The following is a 14,723-nucleotide window of genomic DNA, read 5'->3' as shown; positions in this document are numbered from 1 at the left end:
CCGCGGCCGGCAGCATGTCGAGCAGGCTCGGTCCGGTCCGCATGGCGACGATTTGCTTGTTCAAAAAGTTGTCGTGCTCGTATCCTTCCGGCTCGTTGCCGACGATATGGTAAAAGCCGCTCATCACTTCGAGCCATTTTTTCCATTCGTCGGTATTGACCGCCGCCTTCATCGTTTTCGGATCGACGAACGGCAGAGCGAGCTGGTTTTTATACACCATGTTGATGGCGTTGTACTGGAACCCTCTGTATTTGACCCCGCCCTCCTGCCGCGTCAGCTTTTTGGCAAGCTCGAAGACGTCGTCCCACGTCATGCCGTCCTTCGGATACGGGACCCCGAATTTGTTGAACAAATTTTTGTTGTAAATGAGCACGTTCACGTTCAGCTCGTACGGCATCATCAGCAGCTCGCCCTTGTCGGAGTACGACTTCGCGGAATCCAGCACGCCGGGAGACAGACGGTTCAGGTCGAATTTATGCTTCTGGGCGAGCGGCAGCAGGTCGGTGGCGAGACGCAAGTCGATCACTTTGAAAATGCCCCCGATCGGAAAGCCGACCAGGTCGAGCTCCGTTCCTTTGGCGACAATGTCCTCGATCGTATTGCCCTGGCCGCCTTCCAAAATCATGTTCAGCTTGACGCCCGGCAGCTTTTGCTCCACCTTCGCCTGCAGCTCGCCGAGCAGCTCCTTCGAGTACCCGTTGTACAGGAAGTTCAACGTCACCGGCTCTTTCGGCTTCGTCTCCGCCGGCTCCGCCCCCGTACCGGTTCCCGCTCCGCCCCCGCCCCGGCCTCCGCCGCACGCGGCGACCGCAAGCGACAGCGACGACAGCAGCGGCAGCATGACCCATCCTTTTCGGCTGCGCATGTTCACGGCAATTCCCCCTTCTATGCAATCGGCATTCGCGTTCCCGCCCGCGGCCTTCGCGCGGCGCGATCCGCCCCCGCCGGAGCGGTCAGCATCGGACCGATTCGCCGGTTTCCGAAGACAGGCGGATCGCTTCCAGCATTCGCATCACTTCGTGGCCTTGCGCCGCATCGACAAGCGGCTGCCGCCGCTCCGACACGCATTCGACGAAATGCTCGATTTCGCTTTTGTAAAAATCGTACTTGCCGACGGTCATGCCGCTTTCGACCAAAATGCCGTTGCTCTCGGTATACAGTGCGAGCGGATCGAGCGTCGCGCCGCCCTGCGTTCCGTACAGCTCCACCTTGATCGCGTCGTCCTGCTTGCCGTTGATCGCCCAGCTCGCTTCCAGCGTAAGAACGGCCCCGTTCGCAAACGTGATGAAGGCGGCGCCCATGTCTTCGACATCGTAGATCGGCCGCTCTTTGTTTTCCGCGGACTTCGCCTTATAGGCCGAAACGCCTTTCGTGCCGTACGGCGCGACTTCCCGGAACAGCCTGCCCATCACTTGCTCCGGCTCCGGCCTCCCCATCATCCACCACGCCAAGTCGAGCGCATGCACCCCGATGTCCATCATCGGGCCGCCTCCGGAATATCGCTTCGAGGTGAACCAGCCTTCGGGCACGCCGCGCCTGCGTAAAATGCGCGTCTTGGCGAAATAGACGCCGCCGAGCTGCCCGGAGGAGACGATGCCTTGCAGCGCCTGGGCGTCCGGACGAAACCGGTGGCTCATTCCGACCATGACGATGTTGCCGCCTCGAGCCGCTCTTTCTTTCAGCATGGCCGATTGCTCGACCGTCATCGCCATCGGCTTTTCGACCAGAACGTCCAGCCCGTGCTCGAGCGCCAGCAGCGCGAGCGGGACGTGGCTTTCGTTGAACGTGCAAATGCTGACCGCATCGAGCGTTTCGGATGCGAACATGTCCTCCGCCGAGCCGTACGCGCGAATGCCTCCGGCTTCCTCGGCGACGCGGCGCGCCCTCGCCAAATCCGTATCGGCGACGGCCGTCAGCTCGACCTGCGGATGCGCTTTATAATTCGGCAAATGAAAGATGTGCGCGATCGACCCGATGCCGACGACTCCGACTTTTATCGTTTTCATGCGAACCCTTCCTTTCCGAGCGATTGCGATTTGACTTCCTCCCCGCGGCCGGCCTAACGGCTATACTGCGCGGATGGCCGGCCAGGCGGTTTCGATCCCTTCCCGGACGAGCAGCTGCCGGAAATCGGCGAAGGCGGCGGGATCGTTTCGGACGTCCCGCGGCCGAATTCCGCGGTCGATGCAATATCCGGCCAAGTAACCGGCCGCTTCGCCGACGTTCCATTCGACCGGATGAAGCCGGTAGCAGCCGTTCGTAATGTGAGTGACGCCGATATTTTTGCATGCCGGCAGCAGGTTGTTCAGACGAACCGGAATGAGGCTGCCGAGCGGGATTTGAAACGGCAGGCTGGCGATGTCGATATAGCTTCGCCCTCCGGTGCTCGGGTGCAGGTCGATCCGGTAGCAGCCGACGCCGACGGAATCGGCGAACGGCTCGGCCGTCCCTCCTTCCCGCGCCTGCTTGGAAACGTGCTGCTCCAGCACGGTGAACTCGGCGACGATCCGTCTCGATTCGCGGATATACGGCGCCATCGCCAATCCGTCCTCGGTCCCGAGCACATCGCGCCGCAGCCGCAAGCCGGGATATCCGGCTTTGCCGTCCGGGCGGGGCGCCTCCGTCTGCATCCAGTACAGCAGCGATAGGCTGAGCTGCTTCGCGCGACGCAGATGAAGCTCGCGCTCCCGCTCGCCGACGTCGATGATCGGGCCGAGCCAGTAGTCGTTTTGCGGCCAATTGACGAGCGTGATATCGCTGCGGTAAGCGCCTTCCGCAAAATGGTCTTTGGCCGCGATGCGCCGGTACGTCCAGAGCGGAGCCCCTCCGTCGCCGGGAAACAGGCCGTACGTCCGCGGCTGCAGCGTAACCGGATTCGAGCCGGTCCAGCCGAGCAGCGGCCCGGGCCAGAACGCCGCGCGGTACGACTTCCAGAAGGCGTACTCCTCCGGTTTGTCGACCGTATGGTCTTCCCCTTCCGCGTAATCCATCGCGAAGCAGTACGTAAACGCTTGCATATCCGTCGGCCGCGGCTCCCCGTCGACGGCATGAGGTTCTCCCGTCTGCGCCTTCGACTCGGCGCCGGTCACGTATTCCGCTCCGGCGAGCGGAAGAACGTCGCCGCATTCCGTAGCGTCGAGGAAATACGGGGCGACGAGCACGAGCCGGTTGCCGGTGTCGCGCGATTCGACGGTCACCGACTGCACGCGGTCACCGATCGTTTCGGCCGCGATCGCCCGGTGGCGGGGCAAAACGGTCAGCCGGCCGCTGTGTACATAAGGCGCCAGCATCTCGTGCAGGACGGCCAGCGCCGCTCTCGGCTCGTGGCACAAGCGGCTGACGCCGCCGCCGCCGGGATTGAGCTCCGCCGTCGCCCGCGCCTCCGGCGTAAGCGGGAAGTGAGCCCGGTAATAGCTTCGGATGCCGTCGCGAAACCGGCGGTAGCCGCGCGTGCAGCCGAACCGCTCGATCCACGGATGTTCGTCGGGCGGGACGCCTTGACTCGTCAATTGGCCGCCGATCCAATCCGTCTCCTCCGTCATGACGACGCTTTTGCCCATCCGGGCCGCCGCCAGCGCCGCGGCGCAGCCGCCGACGCCCCCGCCGACGACGGCGACGTCGGCTTTCATTTCGCGCTGCATTTTGCGTTTCACTCCTTCCTTACGACAAAACGAGCCGTTCGTAATTGGCGAAGCTTCGGCGAATCCCTTCGTCTTCGCTGCCTACGCCTTCGTATTCGAGCACGTACGCCCCGCCATAGCCCGACCGCTTCAGCATGCCGACGATATGCGCCAATCCGGCGTCGCCTTCCCCGGCCGGAACCCCTTCGTACACCCGCTGACCGAGCGATTTGTAGCGGCCGCCCGGCTGCTCTTTAAAATCTTTGAAATGAACGTGCGCGATGTACGGAAGAAGCGCTTCCAAAGCCGCCGCCGGCTGTTCGTCGACGAGCAGGAAGTTGCCCGTGTCGAACGTCGAGCGAAGCGCGGGAGAGCCGACGCTCTCGATGATTTCTTTCACCTGTTCGCCGCGGCCCGCCAGCTTCCCGTGGTTTTCGAGACAAAGCGTGACGCCGGACCGCTCCGCCTCGCGCGCCGCCTCGGCCAACCCTTCGAGTATCCACCGCATCGCTTCCTCGTAGGCGACGCCTTCGCTCCAATTTCCGGAAAAGACGCGAATCGTCGACGTCCCGAGCAGCTGCGCGACCGGTATGCCGTCCGTAATTTTGCGCAGCGCCGCTTGTCTTTCGGCGGGATCGCGGCTGACGAAGTTGTTGCTTACGGCGTAGCTGACGACCTTGATCCCGCTTGCCCTCGCGAAATCGGCGGCTTGCTCGGCCTCCGTCCCGTCCTTCCAAAAATGGGCGAGCAGCTCGACTTGATCCCAGCCCGACCGTTTGCAGTGCCGCAAAAAGTCGATCACGCCCCAGCTCCGTTCCTTGACGGTACGATGCATGCTCCACATGCTCAGAGACAATGTCATATCGATAGCCCCTTTTCCTTTATTCGTCGTCATAATCCCGCAGCAATGCGGCCGTAACGTCCCCGCCCGCCAGCCGGGCGGCCAGCAAAGCCGCACCGGCCTCCGGCGGGAGCAGCGGACGGGCGATGGCCCGGGTCGGATCGGCTTCGCGCACGGCCGTCTCGAACGCCGGCTTCACCCAGCGGACCGATCGGAACACGCCGCCGGTCGGGTAAATGCGGCGGGGCGCCGTTTTGCCGAGCGACTCCACCTTGCGGACGACCGATACGGCCAGGTCGCCCAAGCAGGCACCGGCCTGGGCCATAATGCGCCTTGCGACGGCATCCCCGTCGTCGGCAGCGCGATCAGCCAAGGCGGCCAGGCCGGCGATGCGCCCGCGCCCGATCGCCCCGGAGTGGACGCCGCTTTTGACCTGCCAGAACGAAGCCGCCTGGAAATGGTCGAGCAGCAGCCGATCCAGCACGGTCGGTTCCCCGCGCCCGTCGGACCGGGCGACAGCGGCCCGCAGCGCCGTGAGCCCGATCCAGTAGGCGCTCCCTTCGTCGCCGAGCACGTGCCCCCATCCGCCGGATATGTGCGGACGGCCCTCATCGTCGACGATGTAGCCGAGCGCGCCGCCTCCCGCAATGACGAGAACCCCGTCGTCGGTTCCGCCCGTCGCCCCGGCCAAATTCGTTTTTGAATCGCCCATGACGTCGACCCGATCAACTTCCGCGGCTTCGCGCACCCATCGCCGCACGAGCGGCTCGTGCCGCTTCGTAATCCCGCTCATGCCGACGACGGCGGCATCCGCGCGAATCGGACGCCCCAGCTTCGCCGTCAGGGCAGTCAGAGTCTGGCTTATCCCCTTGTAAGCGATTTCAATTCCGTCGGGAGTCGACAGATGATCGATCGGAGGGCCGGTCGCCCTCCATACCCGCCCCGAACCGGAATCGTACAGGCAAGCTTTGGTCGCGGTCTGTCCTCCGTCGACCCCGAGCACGATCATTCGCCGTCACCTCGTTTTGCTGCGTGATCAGAACAGCTTCTCCAAAATCGACTCCGTCGTCTTCCACGGCTGCTGCCGGTCGCCCCTCTCCGATAAAGCGAGGGCGATGCTGATATCGATCAGCTCGATCAGGAACAAAATCGACACTTTGCTTTTCGTCTCTTTGTCCAGCACCGCGATCCCTTTGCTCAAGCAGACGAGCCGGGTGTCGGACGCTTCGCTGATCGGCGAGCGGCCGTGGCCCGTCATGCAGATCGTATGCGCCCCGCTCTTGCGAGCCCGCTTCAGCGCATGGACGACGTCCTTCGTGCTGCCGAGCTGGGAAATGCCGACGGCGACGTCGTTCTCGCTCAAATGTGCCGCGCTGATCAGCTGAAGATGGACGTCTGTCAGCGCATCGGCCGTCAGCCCCAAGCCGAGCAGCTTGGACTTGAGCAGCTGCGCCATCGGACCGGATTCGCCCAACCCGAATATGACGACTTTGCGCGCCTGCAGCAGCTTCGCCACCGCTTCCTGCAGCTGCTCGGCGTCGAGCACCTTGAGCGTATCCTGAATGTTGCCCATCACCAGCTGGCCGAGCTTTTGCGGCAGTGTAAGCTTGCCCTGCTCCTGCTCTTGGCCGTTCCCGCTGTGGATATCGCGGGCGAGCATGATTTTCAGCTCCTGGTATCCCCGCAAACCGATCGATCGGCAAAAACGGGTGATCGTCGACTGGGCGACCTCGAGCTCGTCGGCCATTTGCGTCACGGAATGGTACATGACCTTTTCCGGATGCTCCATCACGTAATCCGCGATTTTTTGCTCCGTTTGCGACAAATGGGCGTAGCTGCTGTGAAGTTTGGCCAACACGTTCGTTTCCAGCGGATTCGTACCGGCGTTTTCTAGTTCATCCATATTGTTCCTGACGCCTCCCTTGCGTCCATTATACGACCGTCAACGTTCCATGTAAATAAATATTTTTTCGATATTTGTTATTTTTCGTTGGATATTTTTTCGAAGATCAGCAACCCGCGCCTTTAACATATAAAAAAACCGGCCTCCGGCAGCCCGGAGGTCGGTTTTCGCGTTTCCGTATTCGTTTTTTGGTCCTCGCCCGCGCGAGCCTTGGAATCGGTCACGCCGGCCTTGCGCTCGAATGCGACTTCTTCCAAATAAATCCGGCGGCGATGACGACGATCGTCGTAATGACCGGAATGACCCAATGCGCCGTCCCGTTATGATGCAGCACGTAATCCTGCATTTTCTCGTCGCTGACGAACATTTCGCCCGCCGTATATCCGAGAATGCCGGCACCGACGTACACGAGTATCGGGAATTTGTGCAGCAAGTTCATAACGAGCGTGCTGCCCCAAATAATGATCGGGATGCTGAGGCCGATCCCGAGAATGATGACCGGGATATTGCCTTGCGCCTTGGCGGCGATCGCCAGCACGTTGTCGAGACTCATGATGAAGTCGGCGACGATGATCGTCCAGATCGCCTTGCCGAGCGAGGACGCTTCCTTAATATTCGCATGGCTGTCGTCGTCTCCCAGCAGCTTGATCGCGATCCAGAGCAGAAGCAGCGAACCGGCCGCCTGAATGTACGGCACGGTTAACAAATAAACGGCCACGACGGTCATGACGAGCCGTAACCCGATGGCGCCGAACGCGCCCCACCAAATTGCCTGCTTCCTTTGATGCACCGGCAAGTTTTTGCTGGCGAGAGCGATGACGACCGCATTGTCGCCGCTGAGCACGATATTGATCAGCATGATTTGCAAAAACAGTAAAAACCAATCCAGCATACGAATCCTCCTGCCTGAACGCTTCTATGTACGGGGCGATCCCTCCGGCCCCGCCAAGTATCGGATCTTGTAATGAGATACGGGACTGCGGGGCTAAAGGCTCGAACCCGCTGACGGTGCGGATTAAAACAACCGGTCCTCGTCCGTCGTCTGCTCGGGCTTCACGAGCATCAGCTCCGTATTCCGCACCGCTTCCTCGATCGCCTCGGGCAGCCATTCCATCCACTGCTCCTGCCGTTCGACGACTTTCAGGCTCGGGTTCGTCGACGGCGATTTCGGAACGAACAGCGTGCAGCAGTCCTCGTACGGCAGTATCGAGATCGGAAACGTGCCGATCGTCTCGGCGATCGGCATGATTTCCAGCTTATCCATCGTCACGAGCGGCCGGATGACGGGCAGCTGGGCGGCGCGACCGATCACGTTCATATTGGCGAGCGTCTGGCTCGCCACCTGGCCCAAGCTTTCCCCGGTAACGATCGCCATCGCATCCCGCCGCTCCGCAAGACGCTCCGTAATGCGGAACATCGCCCGGCGCATCAGCGTTATGATCAAGTTTTCGCGGCACGATTCCTTCAGCTTCGTCTGAATGTCCGTAAACGGCACGAGATGAAGATGGATCGAACCTGCATAATCGGCGAGCGTCCGGGTCAAATCGATCACCTTCTGCTTCGCGCGCTCGCTCGTATACGGATAGCTGTGAAAATGAACCGCTTCGACGCGCAATCCCCGTTTCATGGCGAGGTAGCCGGCGACGGGGCTGTCGATTCCGCCGGACAGCATGAGCATCGCCTTGCCGTTGCTGCCGAGCGGAAATCCTCCCGGACCGGGCGCCCGCTGGGAGTAGACGAACGACTCCCGGTTGCGGATTTCGACGTTCAGCTCGACCTCCGGATCGTTCACGTCGACCTCCAAGCCTTCGATATGCTGCAAAATGTGTCCGCCTAGCAGCCGATGCATCTCGTACGTATCGTACGGAAACTGCTTGTTGACGCGGCGGACGCTCACCTTGAACGTTTTCGGCTTGACGGGCAGCCGGTTCATTTCGGCGAGAGCCGCTTCCTGGAGCGCGGCCAGCTCGGGCGGCGCCTTGACGGCCGGCGAGAACGACAGCAGGCCGAACACTTTGCCGAGCGCCTTCTCCGCTTCTTCATAACGTTCCCCGTTCAGCTCGATATACATGCGGCCGTGCGATTCCTTCAACAGCTCCGCTTTCGGCAGCGGCTTCAGCACCCGCTTGATTTGCTGCACGATCTGGTTTTCGAACCGGGCCCGGTTTCTTCCTTTAAGCATGATTTCGCCGAAGCGAAGCAAAATGACGTCTGTTTTCACCGGAACCTCCTTAGCTTTTCCATCGCGGCTTCGACGGCCTCCGCCAGCTTGTCGATTTGCTCCGGCGTATGCTCCGCCGACAAGCTGAAGCGAATTCCGCTCGACGCCGTTTGCCGATCGGCTCCCATTGCGAGCAGGACGCGGCTGGGCCGGTCTTCGCCCGACGAACAAGCCGATTTCGTCGAAATGTATATGCCGGATTCCTCCAGCGCATGAACGATCACTTCCGATTTGATGCCGGGCGCCGACACGTTCACGATATGCGGCGCCATGTCGCTGTCTGCGGCGGAGCCGTTAAAGACGAGACCCGGCACGTTTTCGAGCCGCGCGAGCAGCCGTTTGCGCAGCCCCGCCATGCGTGCCGCCGATTGTTCGCGGTTTTCCATCGTCAGCCGGAACGCTTTGGCCAGCCCGACGATGGCGGGGACGTTTTCCGTGCCGGACCGAAGTCCGCTTTCCTGGCCGCCTCCCAGCAATATCGGCTCCAAAGAGACGCCTTTCCGTTTATAGAGCAGGCCGATTCCTTTCGGGCCGCGAATTTTGTGCCCGGAAGCGGAAAGCAGGTCGATGCCGAGTTCGCCGGGATAGACCGGAAGCTTGCCTACGCTTTGCACCGCATCGACGTGAAACAAGACGCGCCGCTTGTCGCGAAGCGCCCGCCCGATTCGCCCGATCGGCTGGATCGTGCCGATTTCGTTGTTCACGTGCATGACGCTGACCAAAATCGTATCGTCACGGACGGCGGCCAATACGTCGTCCGCGCGAACGATGCCGGAGCGATCGGGCTTTACGTACGTCACCTCGAAGCCGCTTCGCTCCAAATACCGGAAGCACTCGTAAACGGAAGCGTGCTCGATCTCCGTCGTTATTACATGTTTGCCGCGGGAAGCATATTCCCGGGCTGTGCCGAGAATGGCCAAATTGTTGCTTTCCGTCCCGCCCGACGTAAAGGCGATCTCGTCCGCGGACGTCCGAAGCAAGCCCGCGACGACGTCGCGCGCTTTCGCCGTCAGCCGCTCGGCGTCGATGCCGAGCCGGTGAATGGAGGACGGGTTGCCGAAATGCCGGCCCATCACCTCGCCTACCGCGTCTATGACGGAATCGTACGGCGGCGTTGTCGCGGCATGGTCGAAATAAAGCATGAACGGGCACTCCCTCTGGTTCCCCGCAACGAACGGGTGCAGCAAGCCGTTCCCGTTGAAGTTGCGAGAACCCGAATGTTCCGAAATATTTCGGTAGTTAAGCAAAAGAACGATCAACGCCGCTCCGTGCGGCATTGATCGTATGTCGCAGGCGAACGATTCCCGTAACGGAATGTGTCGCCGACAGGCAAAACCTGCGGTTCGTCCGTGTTATTGGTACAGCCGTTTGCGCTCCAAAACGTTGCGAATGTATTGCTGCGTCTCGACGGGAAGAAGATGCAGCTTCTCCCGCAGATCGGCGTCGCTGCGGATGCCGAGCCGATCGATGCGGCCCGGGCCGGCATTATACGCCGCCAACGCGACCGCTTCGCTGCCTCCGTATTTGCGCAGCAAGCCGGCCAAATAACGCGTGCCGCCTTCGATATTTTGCGCCGCGTCGAACGGATCGGAAACGCCGAGATCGGCGCTCGTCCGATCCATAAGCTGCATCAGCCCTTTCGCGCCGGCGGACGAGACGGCGGTGCGGTCGAACGACGATTCGGAATGAATGACCGCCTTGATCAGCTCCGGTTCGACGCCGTGCCGCTCGGACGCTTGCTCGACGAGCGGATCGTACGGGCCGGTTTGCGTTTTCGGCGTACTCCGGCCCGTACGCTGCAAGCCGTGCAGCACGCCGTTCGCCCCATAAACCGGCGGCGGAAGGCCGCTTCCCCCGGCTCCGACCGCTGCGATCGCGGACGCCGTTTTCGCGCCGGAACCGGCATTCCCGCCGGCCAAAAGCGTTTCCAGCAATGCGGAAAAATCGCCGGCATCCTCGCCGCCGCCGCGCGGCGACAAAGGATCGCCGGACTGAAACCGCAGCCGGAGCAATTGCGACATAAGTCTCGGATCTATGCTCATCGCGAACCTCGCTCCCACATGATTCATTGTATATTGTACACCGTTTTGCCCCGGACGAACAGTCCGCCCTTCGGCATTTGCCGGAATTCGCGATATCGGCGCCGAGCAGGGGCGGCGCTATGCGAATACCCGCCGGCATTTTGGAGCATAATGGTCCGTAACCGACAGTAAACGACTGGAAAGGGTGAATCGCCGATGATCGCATGGATAAACCGGATCAACCTCGTTTGGGCGTTTGTCGTTTTGGCGGCAGCGCACGCCCTGCTGTATTACGCTTTGGGCAACGCCAGCTGGTTTATGCTCGCTTTGCTCGCCGCGCTTGTCGATACGGGCGTTATTGCCGTCATTCAGCTGTTCGGCCGAACGAACGCCAAATCGTCGGACAAATAGCTCGCGAGCTTGAGGCGGGGCTGAACGCCGGACGCGGTCTTGCTCGGTTCCGAAAACGTCAAAGCGCCTTTCCGCGTTCGGAAAGGCGCCGGTTCGCGCGACTACGTATAATACGGGACGAGCACGAAATATGCGATCAAGGCGATGCCGCCGATTACGGCCGACCAGGTTCCGAGCGCCCGGCTGCCCTGCATGTACGCGATAATGCCGAGCACGACGGCCGCCGTACCGAGCAGCGCCGGATAAATGAACATCGAGGCGATCGCCAGCACGAGTCCGATCCAGCCCATCGTTTGTCCGCCGGTACGCGTATCGCCGCCTTCGCCGTTTAAGCCTTCGGTCTTCTCGGGCTCGGCTTCGGCGCTCGGACGGTTCGGCGTACGGTCCGTCACGAGCGGAGCCGCCGGTGCAGCATCGGCTCCGAATTCCTCATTCCATCCTTTCGCGGGCTCGGTCGAACGGTTCGGCGTACGATCCGTCGCCGCAGGAGCGGGCAGATCCGCAGGAGCGACTTCAGCGCCGAATTCCTCGTTCGGCTCTTTCGCGGGCTCGGTCGGACGGCTCGTTTGCTCCGTCGCAAGCGGAGCCGCCGGAGCGACTTCACCGCCGAATTCTTCATTCAGTCCTTTCGCGCCTTCGTTCGGGGCGGCTTCGCCGGCCTTTGCCCCGAAGCCGTTCCCGATGTCGGCGCCGAATCCTTCTTTCTCGTATTCGTCAAAACGGTTTTCGCTCAAGGCTGTCTAACCTCCCTTATAAGCTTGCGGTTATGATTGCTTCGATTTCGGTTTGAACGTATGACAGCAGGTGGAAGAGGAGGTTCGCGCACGATCTTGATGGTCCGAATCGAAGCTTTCTCCAGCAAATTCCTCGTCATAGGAAGCATTGGCGTGGTTGTCGATATCGATCATGATCGCATCGGCATGGCAGGTGTTGTTATCGCCCCAAAACGTACAGTTCGAAACGCTGCATTTCACGAGTGGCTTTGCCATCGCTTTTCACCTCCACTCACAATATGCCCGATCCCCCGCGGGCATATCCCCGCCAACAACCTCCTCCTTTGGCGCAAAAAAAAAGATACGGCTGCACCGTATCGTTTCGCTTTCGTATTCCGTTATACCCGTTCGCCCTGCATGCGGCGCTGGGTCATATAATCCGTTTCGTAATAAGTCAAATCTTCGCGCAGCTCCTCGAAAATTTTCGACAGCTCGATCGTCAGGTTGCGCGCCTCGCGGCTCGGTTTTTTGCGGAAGCGGATCGCGTCCTGCCCGGTATAGGCGTAACGGCCGTCCTCGGAGTAGCATTCGTTCTGCGGGTAATAAAACCCGTTCACGCAGTTATGGTAAACGTCGTACAACGTACGTTCGGCGTATTCTTCATTAAAGTTCGGCCGGCGCAAGCTGCCGCCCAGCTTCTCGTAGGACACTTCGCAAAATACGAGCAAATGCCGCATATCGGACAAATACCCGCGGTAAAATTCCTCCATGGCCGGATCGTTCTCCGTGAGCAATTGCGGCAAGCTGTAATGATTCAGAAACAGTTCCATTTTCGCAATCGCTTCTTTTAATTTCGTCCGGGTCGTTTCGCATAAATTTTTTACTTGGCCCGTTGTCATTTCGGTTAACCCTCCTTGGTATGTCGGAACGGTTCGCGAAGGAACCCGTTTTCGCTATCCTTGTTTCTTTCATCGTAACATAATTCGCATGGAAAAGTAAGCCGGACGCTCCCGATTCGCCGTCTTCCGCCCATGAATAAATGTGCTTGCGATTTCGAACCTTAACTAATACGGAATCGCGCGCTGCAACCTATAACGGGAAGACAAGGAGACCGACTCTCATGTGGAAAAAAATCGCATCCGCCGGCTTGATAGCCGTTTGCGCCTTGTTCGTCTTTACGTCGTTCTTCCGAACGAAGACGCCGAACGGTACGTCCAACCCGAATCCGCCGCCGGCCGAAGAAATGTCGATCAAACAGGCGATGCTCGAAACCGACGTGCGCATGACGGAACAGCTGTGCCGTTCGCAATGCTCGCTCGATTTGAGGCATGCACTTCATCAATTAAACATCGGAACGGCCGGCCATGTCAAGTCCGCGCTCGACGAATTGCGGAAAGAGCACGACCATATGGACTATTTGGAATGGAGCGGCCGGACGGGCGGAGACGAGCGGGTGACGTCCGGGCAGCTTCCCGAACCGATGAAGGAATCGGTCGCCGCCCTTCTGGACGAAGCGCGCGGGGCCGTTCGGGCGGGCCAGCCGTACCAATCGAAAAAAATCGGCGAAGGCGAGCAGCAGTACGTCGTCATCGGCGAGCTGTCGGACGACGGACGGCAGTCGCTCGTCGCCGTCATCCATCAAGATTTGCTGCACAAGGTGGCGATCGACCAGCGCAAAAATTTGCGCCTCGTTCCTTATCCGAGCGACAAGCGTTGGAAAATCGAATCGGTCGATTCGAATACGCTCGAGGACGTAAAGGTCGATCATCCCGAGCATAATCAAGGAACGAGCCATTATCACGTCAACCAGATCGTGGTCAAATTCCGCAAGCCGCCGTCCGAAAGCGAGCTGGCTCGCATTCGCTCCGACATCGAAGCGACGAAGGCGGAGCGGTCCGGGCAAACGTACGTATTCGAATCGACGAAGCTCGAAGCGAAGCAGCTGATGACCTATTTCAAACAGCTGGACGTCGAATACGCCGAACCGCACTTTTTGTATATGACGAACGAGGCGGCCGAGCCGAACGACAGGCTTTACGCGAAATATCAATGGAATTTGCCGGCCATCGAAACGATACCGGGTTGGGACGTCAACCGGGGCAGCGAGGACGTCGTCGTCGCCGTCGTCGACACCGGCGTCGATACGGGCCACCCCGATCTGAGAGGAAAGACGACGGCCGGCGCCAACATCGTCAACAAAGACGCGGGACCGCTCGACGACGTCGGGCACGGCACCCACGTCGCCGGCGTCATCTCCGCGCTCGTCAATAACGGGGAAGGCGTTGCCGGCATTTCGTGGTACAACAAAATCATGCCGGTCAAGGTGCTGGACGAAACCGGCGCGGGCAGCACGTATTCGGTCGCGCAGGGCATTATATGGGCGACGGACAACGGCGCGAAGGTCATCAATATGAGTCTGGGCAACTATGCGGAATCGCAATTTTTGCACGATGCGATCCGCTACGCTTACGAGCGCGACGTCGTGCTGATCGCGGCGAGCGGCAACGACAATACGGAGCGTCCCGGCTACCCGGCCGCCTATCCCGAAGTGTTTGCGGTCGCCGCGACCGATTCGAACAAAGAAAAAGCGTCGTTCTCGAACTACGGCGATTATATCGATGTCGCCGCGCCGGGCGTCAACATCGCAAGCACGTATCCGGACAACCACTACGCGGCGCTGTCCGGCACGTCGATGGCGAGCCCGCATGTGACGGCGCTGGCGGCGCTCATCCGCTCGGTCAACCCGCTGCTGAAAAATACGGAAGTGATGGACATCATGCGAAAAACCGCCGTCGACTTGGGCGATAAGGGCAAAGACAAATATTTCGGCTACGGCCAAATCGATGTCGTCAGCGCGCTGTCCCAAGCCGCGCAATCGCGCGAGTCGCTTACGCTGTGGCCGCAATGGTTCGAGCGGGAAGTCGACCGGCTGGCGCTTAAGTACAAGGGCCGATAACCGGGCTGGATTGCTCGCAAACAAACAAACGGCAAAC

Annotated in this window: 15 protein-coding genes; 2 read left to right on the top strand and 13 right to left on the bottom strand. The window is 60.4% G+C overall.

Features of this window, described 5'->3' with window-relative positions; translation table 11 throughout:
- The 10 genes from PV407_RS16015 to PV407_RS15970 form a co-directional block, all read right to left on the bottom strand.
- Positions 1–865: ABC transporter substrate-binding protein (locus PV407_RS16015; RefSeq protein ID WP_332090939.1), on the bottom strand; the 865-nt coding region annotated here is incomplete at its 3' end.
- An 88-nt stretch (positions 866–953) separates the two neighbouring features.
- Positions 954–2,006, bottom strand: coding sequence for a Gfo/Idh/MocA family protein (locus tag PV407_RS16010; protein WP_332090932.1), 1,053 nt, complete (start codon positions 2,004–2,006; stop codon positions 954–956).
- 60 nt (positions 2,007–2,066) lie between these two features.
- Positions 2,067–3,641, bottom strand: coding sequence for an FAD-dependent oxidoreductase (locus tag PV407_RS16005; RefSeq protein ID WP_332090931.1), 1,575 nt, complete (start codon positions 3,639–3,641; stop codon positions 2,067–2,069).
- Positions 3,642–3,660: 19 nt separating this feature from the next.
- Positions 3,661–4,482 (bottom strand): sugar phosphate isomerase/epimerase family protein, encoded by an 822-nt coding sequence (locus PV407_RS16000; RefSeq protein WP_332090930.1) that lies wholly within the window; start codon positions 4,480–4,482, stop codon positions 3,661–3,663.
- Between the two features lie 19 nt (positions 4,483–4,501).
- On the bottom strand, positions 4,502–5,470 hold the full coding sequence (locus PV407_RS15995; protein ID WP_332090929.1) for a BadF/BadG/BcrA/BcrD ATPase family protein: 969 nt from the start codon (positions 5,468–5,470) through the stop codon (positions 4,502–4,504).
- Positions 5,471–5,497: 27 nt separating this feature from the next.
- Positions 5,498–6,364, bottom strand: coding sequence for a MurR/RpiR family transcriptional regulator (locus PV407_RS15990; protein WP_332090928.1), 867 nt, complete (start codon positions 6,362–6,364; stop codon positions 5,498–5,500).
- A gap of 220 nt (positions 6,365–6,584) precedes the next feature.
- Positions 6,585–7,256, bottom strand: a complete 672-nt coding sequence (locus PV407_RS15985) for a TerC family protein (protein WP_332090927.1) — start codon at positions 7,254–7,256, stop codon at positions 6,585–6,587.
- A gap of 123 nt (positions 7,257–7,379) precedes the next feature.
- On the bottom strand, positions 7,380–8,585 hold the full coding sequence (thiI, locus tag PV407_RS15980) for a tRNA uracil 4-sulfurtransferase ThiI (RefSeq protein WP_332090926.1): 1,206 nt from the start codon (positions 8,583–8,585) through the stop codon (positions 7,380–7,382).
- Entirely contained in the window at positions 8,582–9,727 is a 1,146-nt protein-coding gene (locus tag PV407_RS15975) for a cysteine desulfurase family protein (protein WP_332090925.1), read from the bottom strand. The genes thiI and PV407_RS15975 overlap by 4 nt, the downstream gene beginning before the upstream one ends.
- 210 nt (positions 9,728–9,937) lie before the next feature.
- Positions 9,938–10,627 (bottom strand): lytic transglycosylase domain-containing protein, encoded by a 690-nt coding sequence (locus PV407_RS15970; RefSeq protein WP_332090924.1) that lies wholly within the window; start codon positions 10,625–10,627, stop codon positions 9,938–9,940.
- Positions 10,628–10,822: 195 nt separating this feature from the next.
- Between PV407_RS15970 and PV407_RS15965 the strand changes: the two genes are divergently transcribed.
- On the top strand, positions 10,823–11,017 hold the full coding sequence (locus PV407_RS15965; protein ID WP_332090923.1) for a hypothetical protein: 195 nt from the start codon (positions 10,823–10,825) through the stop codon (positions 11,015–11,017).
- A gap of 101 nt (positions 11,018–11,118) precedes the next feature.
- On the opposite strand, the gene PV407_RS15960 is transcribed toward PV407_RS15965, so the two are convergent.
- The 3 genes from PV407_RS15960 to PV407_RS15950 form a co-directional block, all read right to left on the bottom strand.
- The gene (locus PV407_RS15960) at positions 11,119–11,751 is read right to left on the bottom strand and encodes a hypothetical protein (protein ID WP_332090922.1); all 633 of its coding nucleotides are present in this window, start codon (positions 11,749–11,751) and stop codon (positions 11,119–11,121) included.
- A gap of 30 nt (positions 11,752–11,781) precedes the next feature.
- A complete protein-coding gene (locus PV407_RS15955; protein WP_332090921.1) occupies positions 11,782–12,006 on the bottom strand; it encodes a DUF1540 domain-containing protein in 225 nt (74 codons plus the stop codon).
- A 122-nt stretch (positions 12,007–12,128) separates the two neighbouring features.
- Entirely contained in the window at positions 12,129–12,629 is a 501-nt protein-coding gene (locus tag PV407_RS15950) for a YpuI family protein (RefSeq protein ID WP_332090920.1), read from the bottom strand.
- A gap of 221 nt (positions 12,630–12,850) precedes the next feature.
- Here PV407_RS15950 and PV407_RS15945 point away from each other — a divergent pair, with 221 nt between their 5' ends.
- Positions 12,851–14,686, top strand: coding sequence for a S8 family peptidase (locus tag PV407_RS15945; protein WP_332090919.1), 1,836 nt, complete (start codon positions 12,851–12,853; stop codon positions 14,684–14,686).
- The last annotated feature ends 37 nt before the right edge of the window (positions 14,687–14,723 follow it).

The sequence above is a fragment of the Paenibacillus sp. GYB003 genome (genome assembly GCF_036577625.1).
Classification (GTDB): domain Bacteria; phylum Bacillota; class Bacilli; order Paenibacillales; family NBRC-103111; genus Paenibacillus_AB.
Note: the sequence above shows the minus strand (reverse complement) of the source record. Positions and strands in the feature narration are given on the sequence as shown.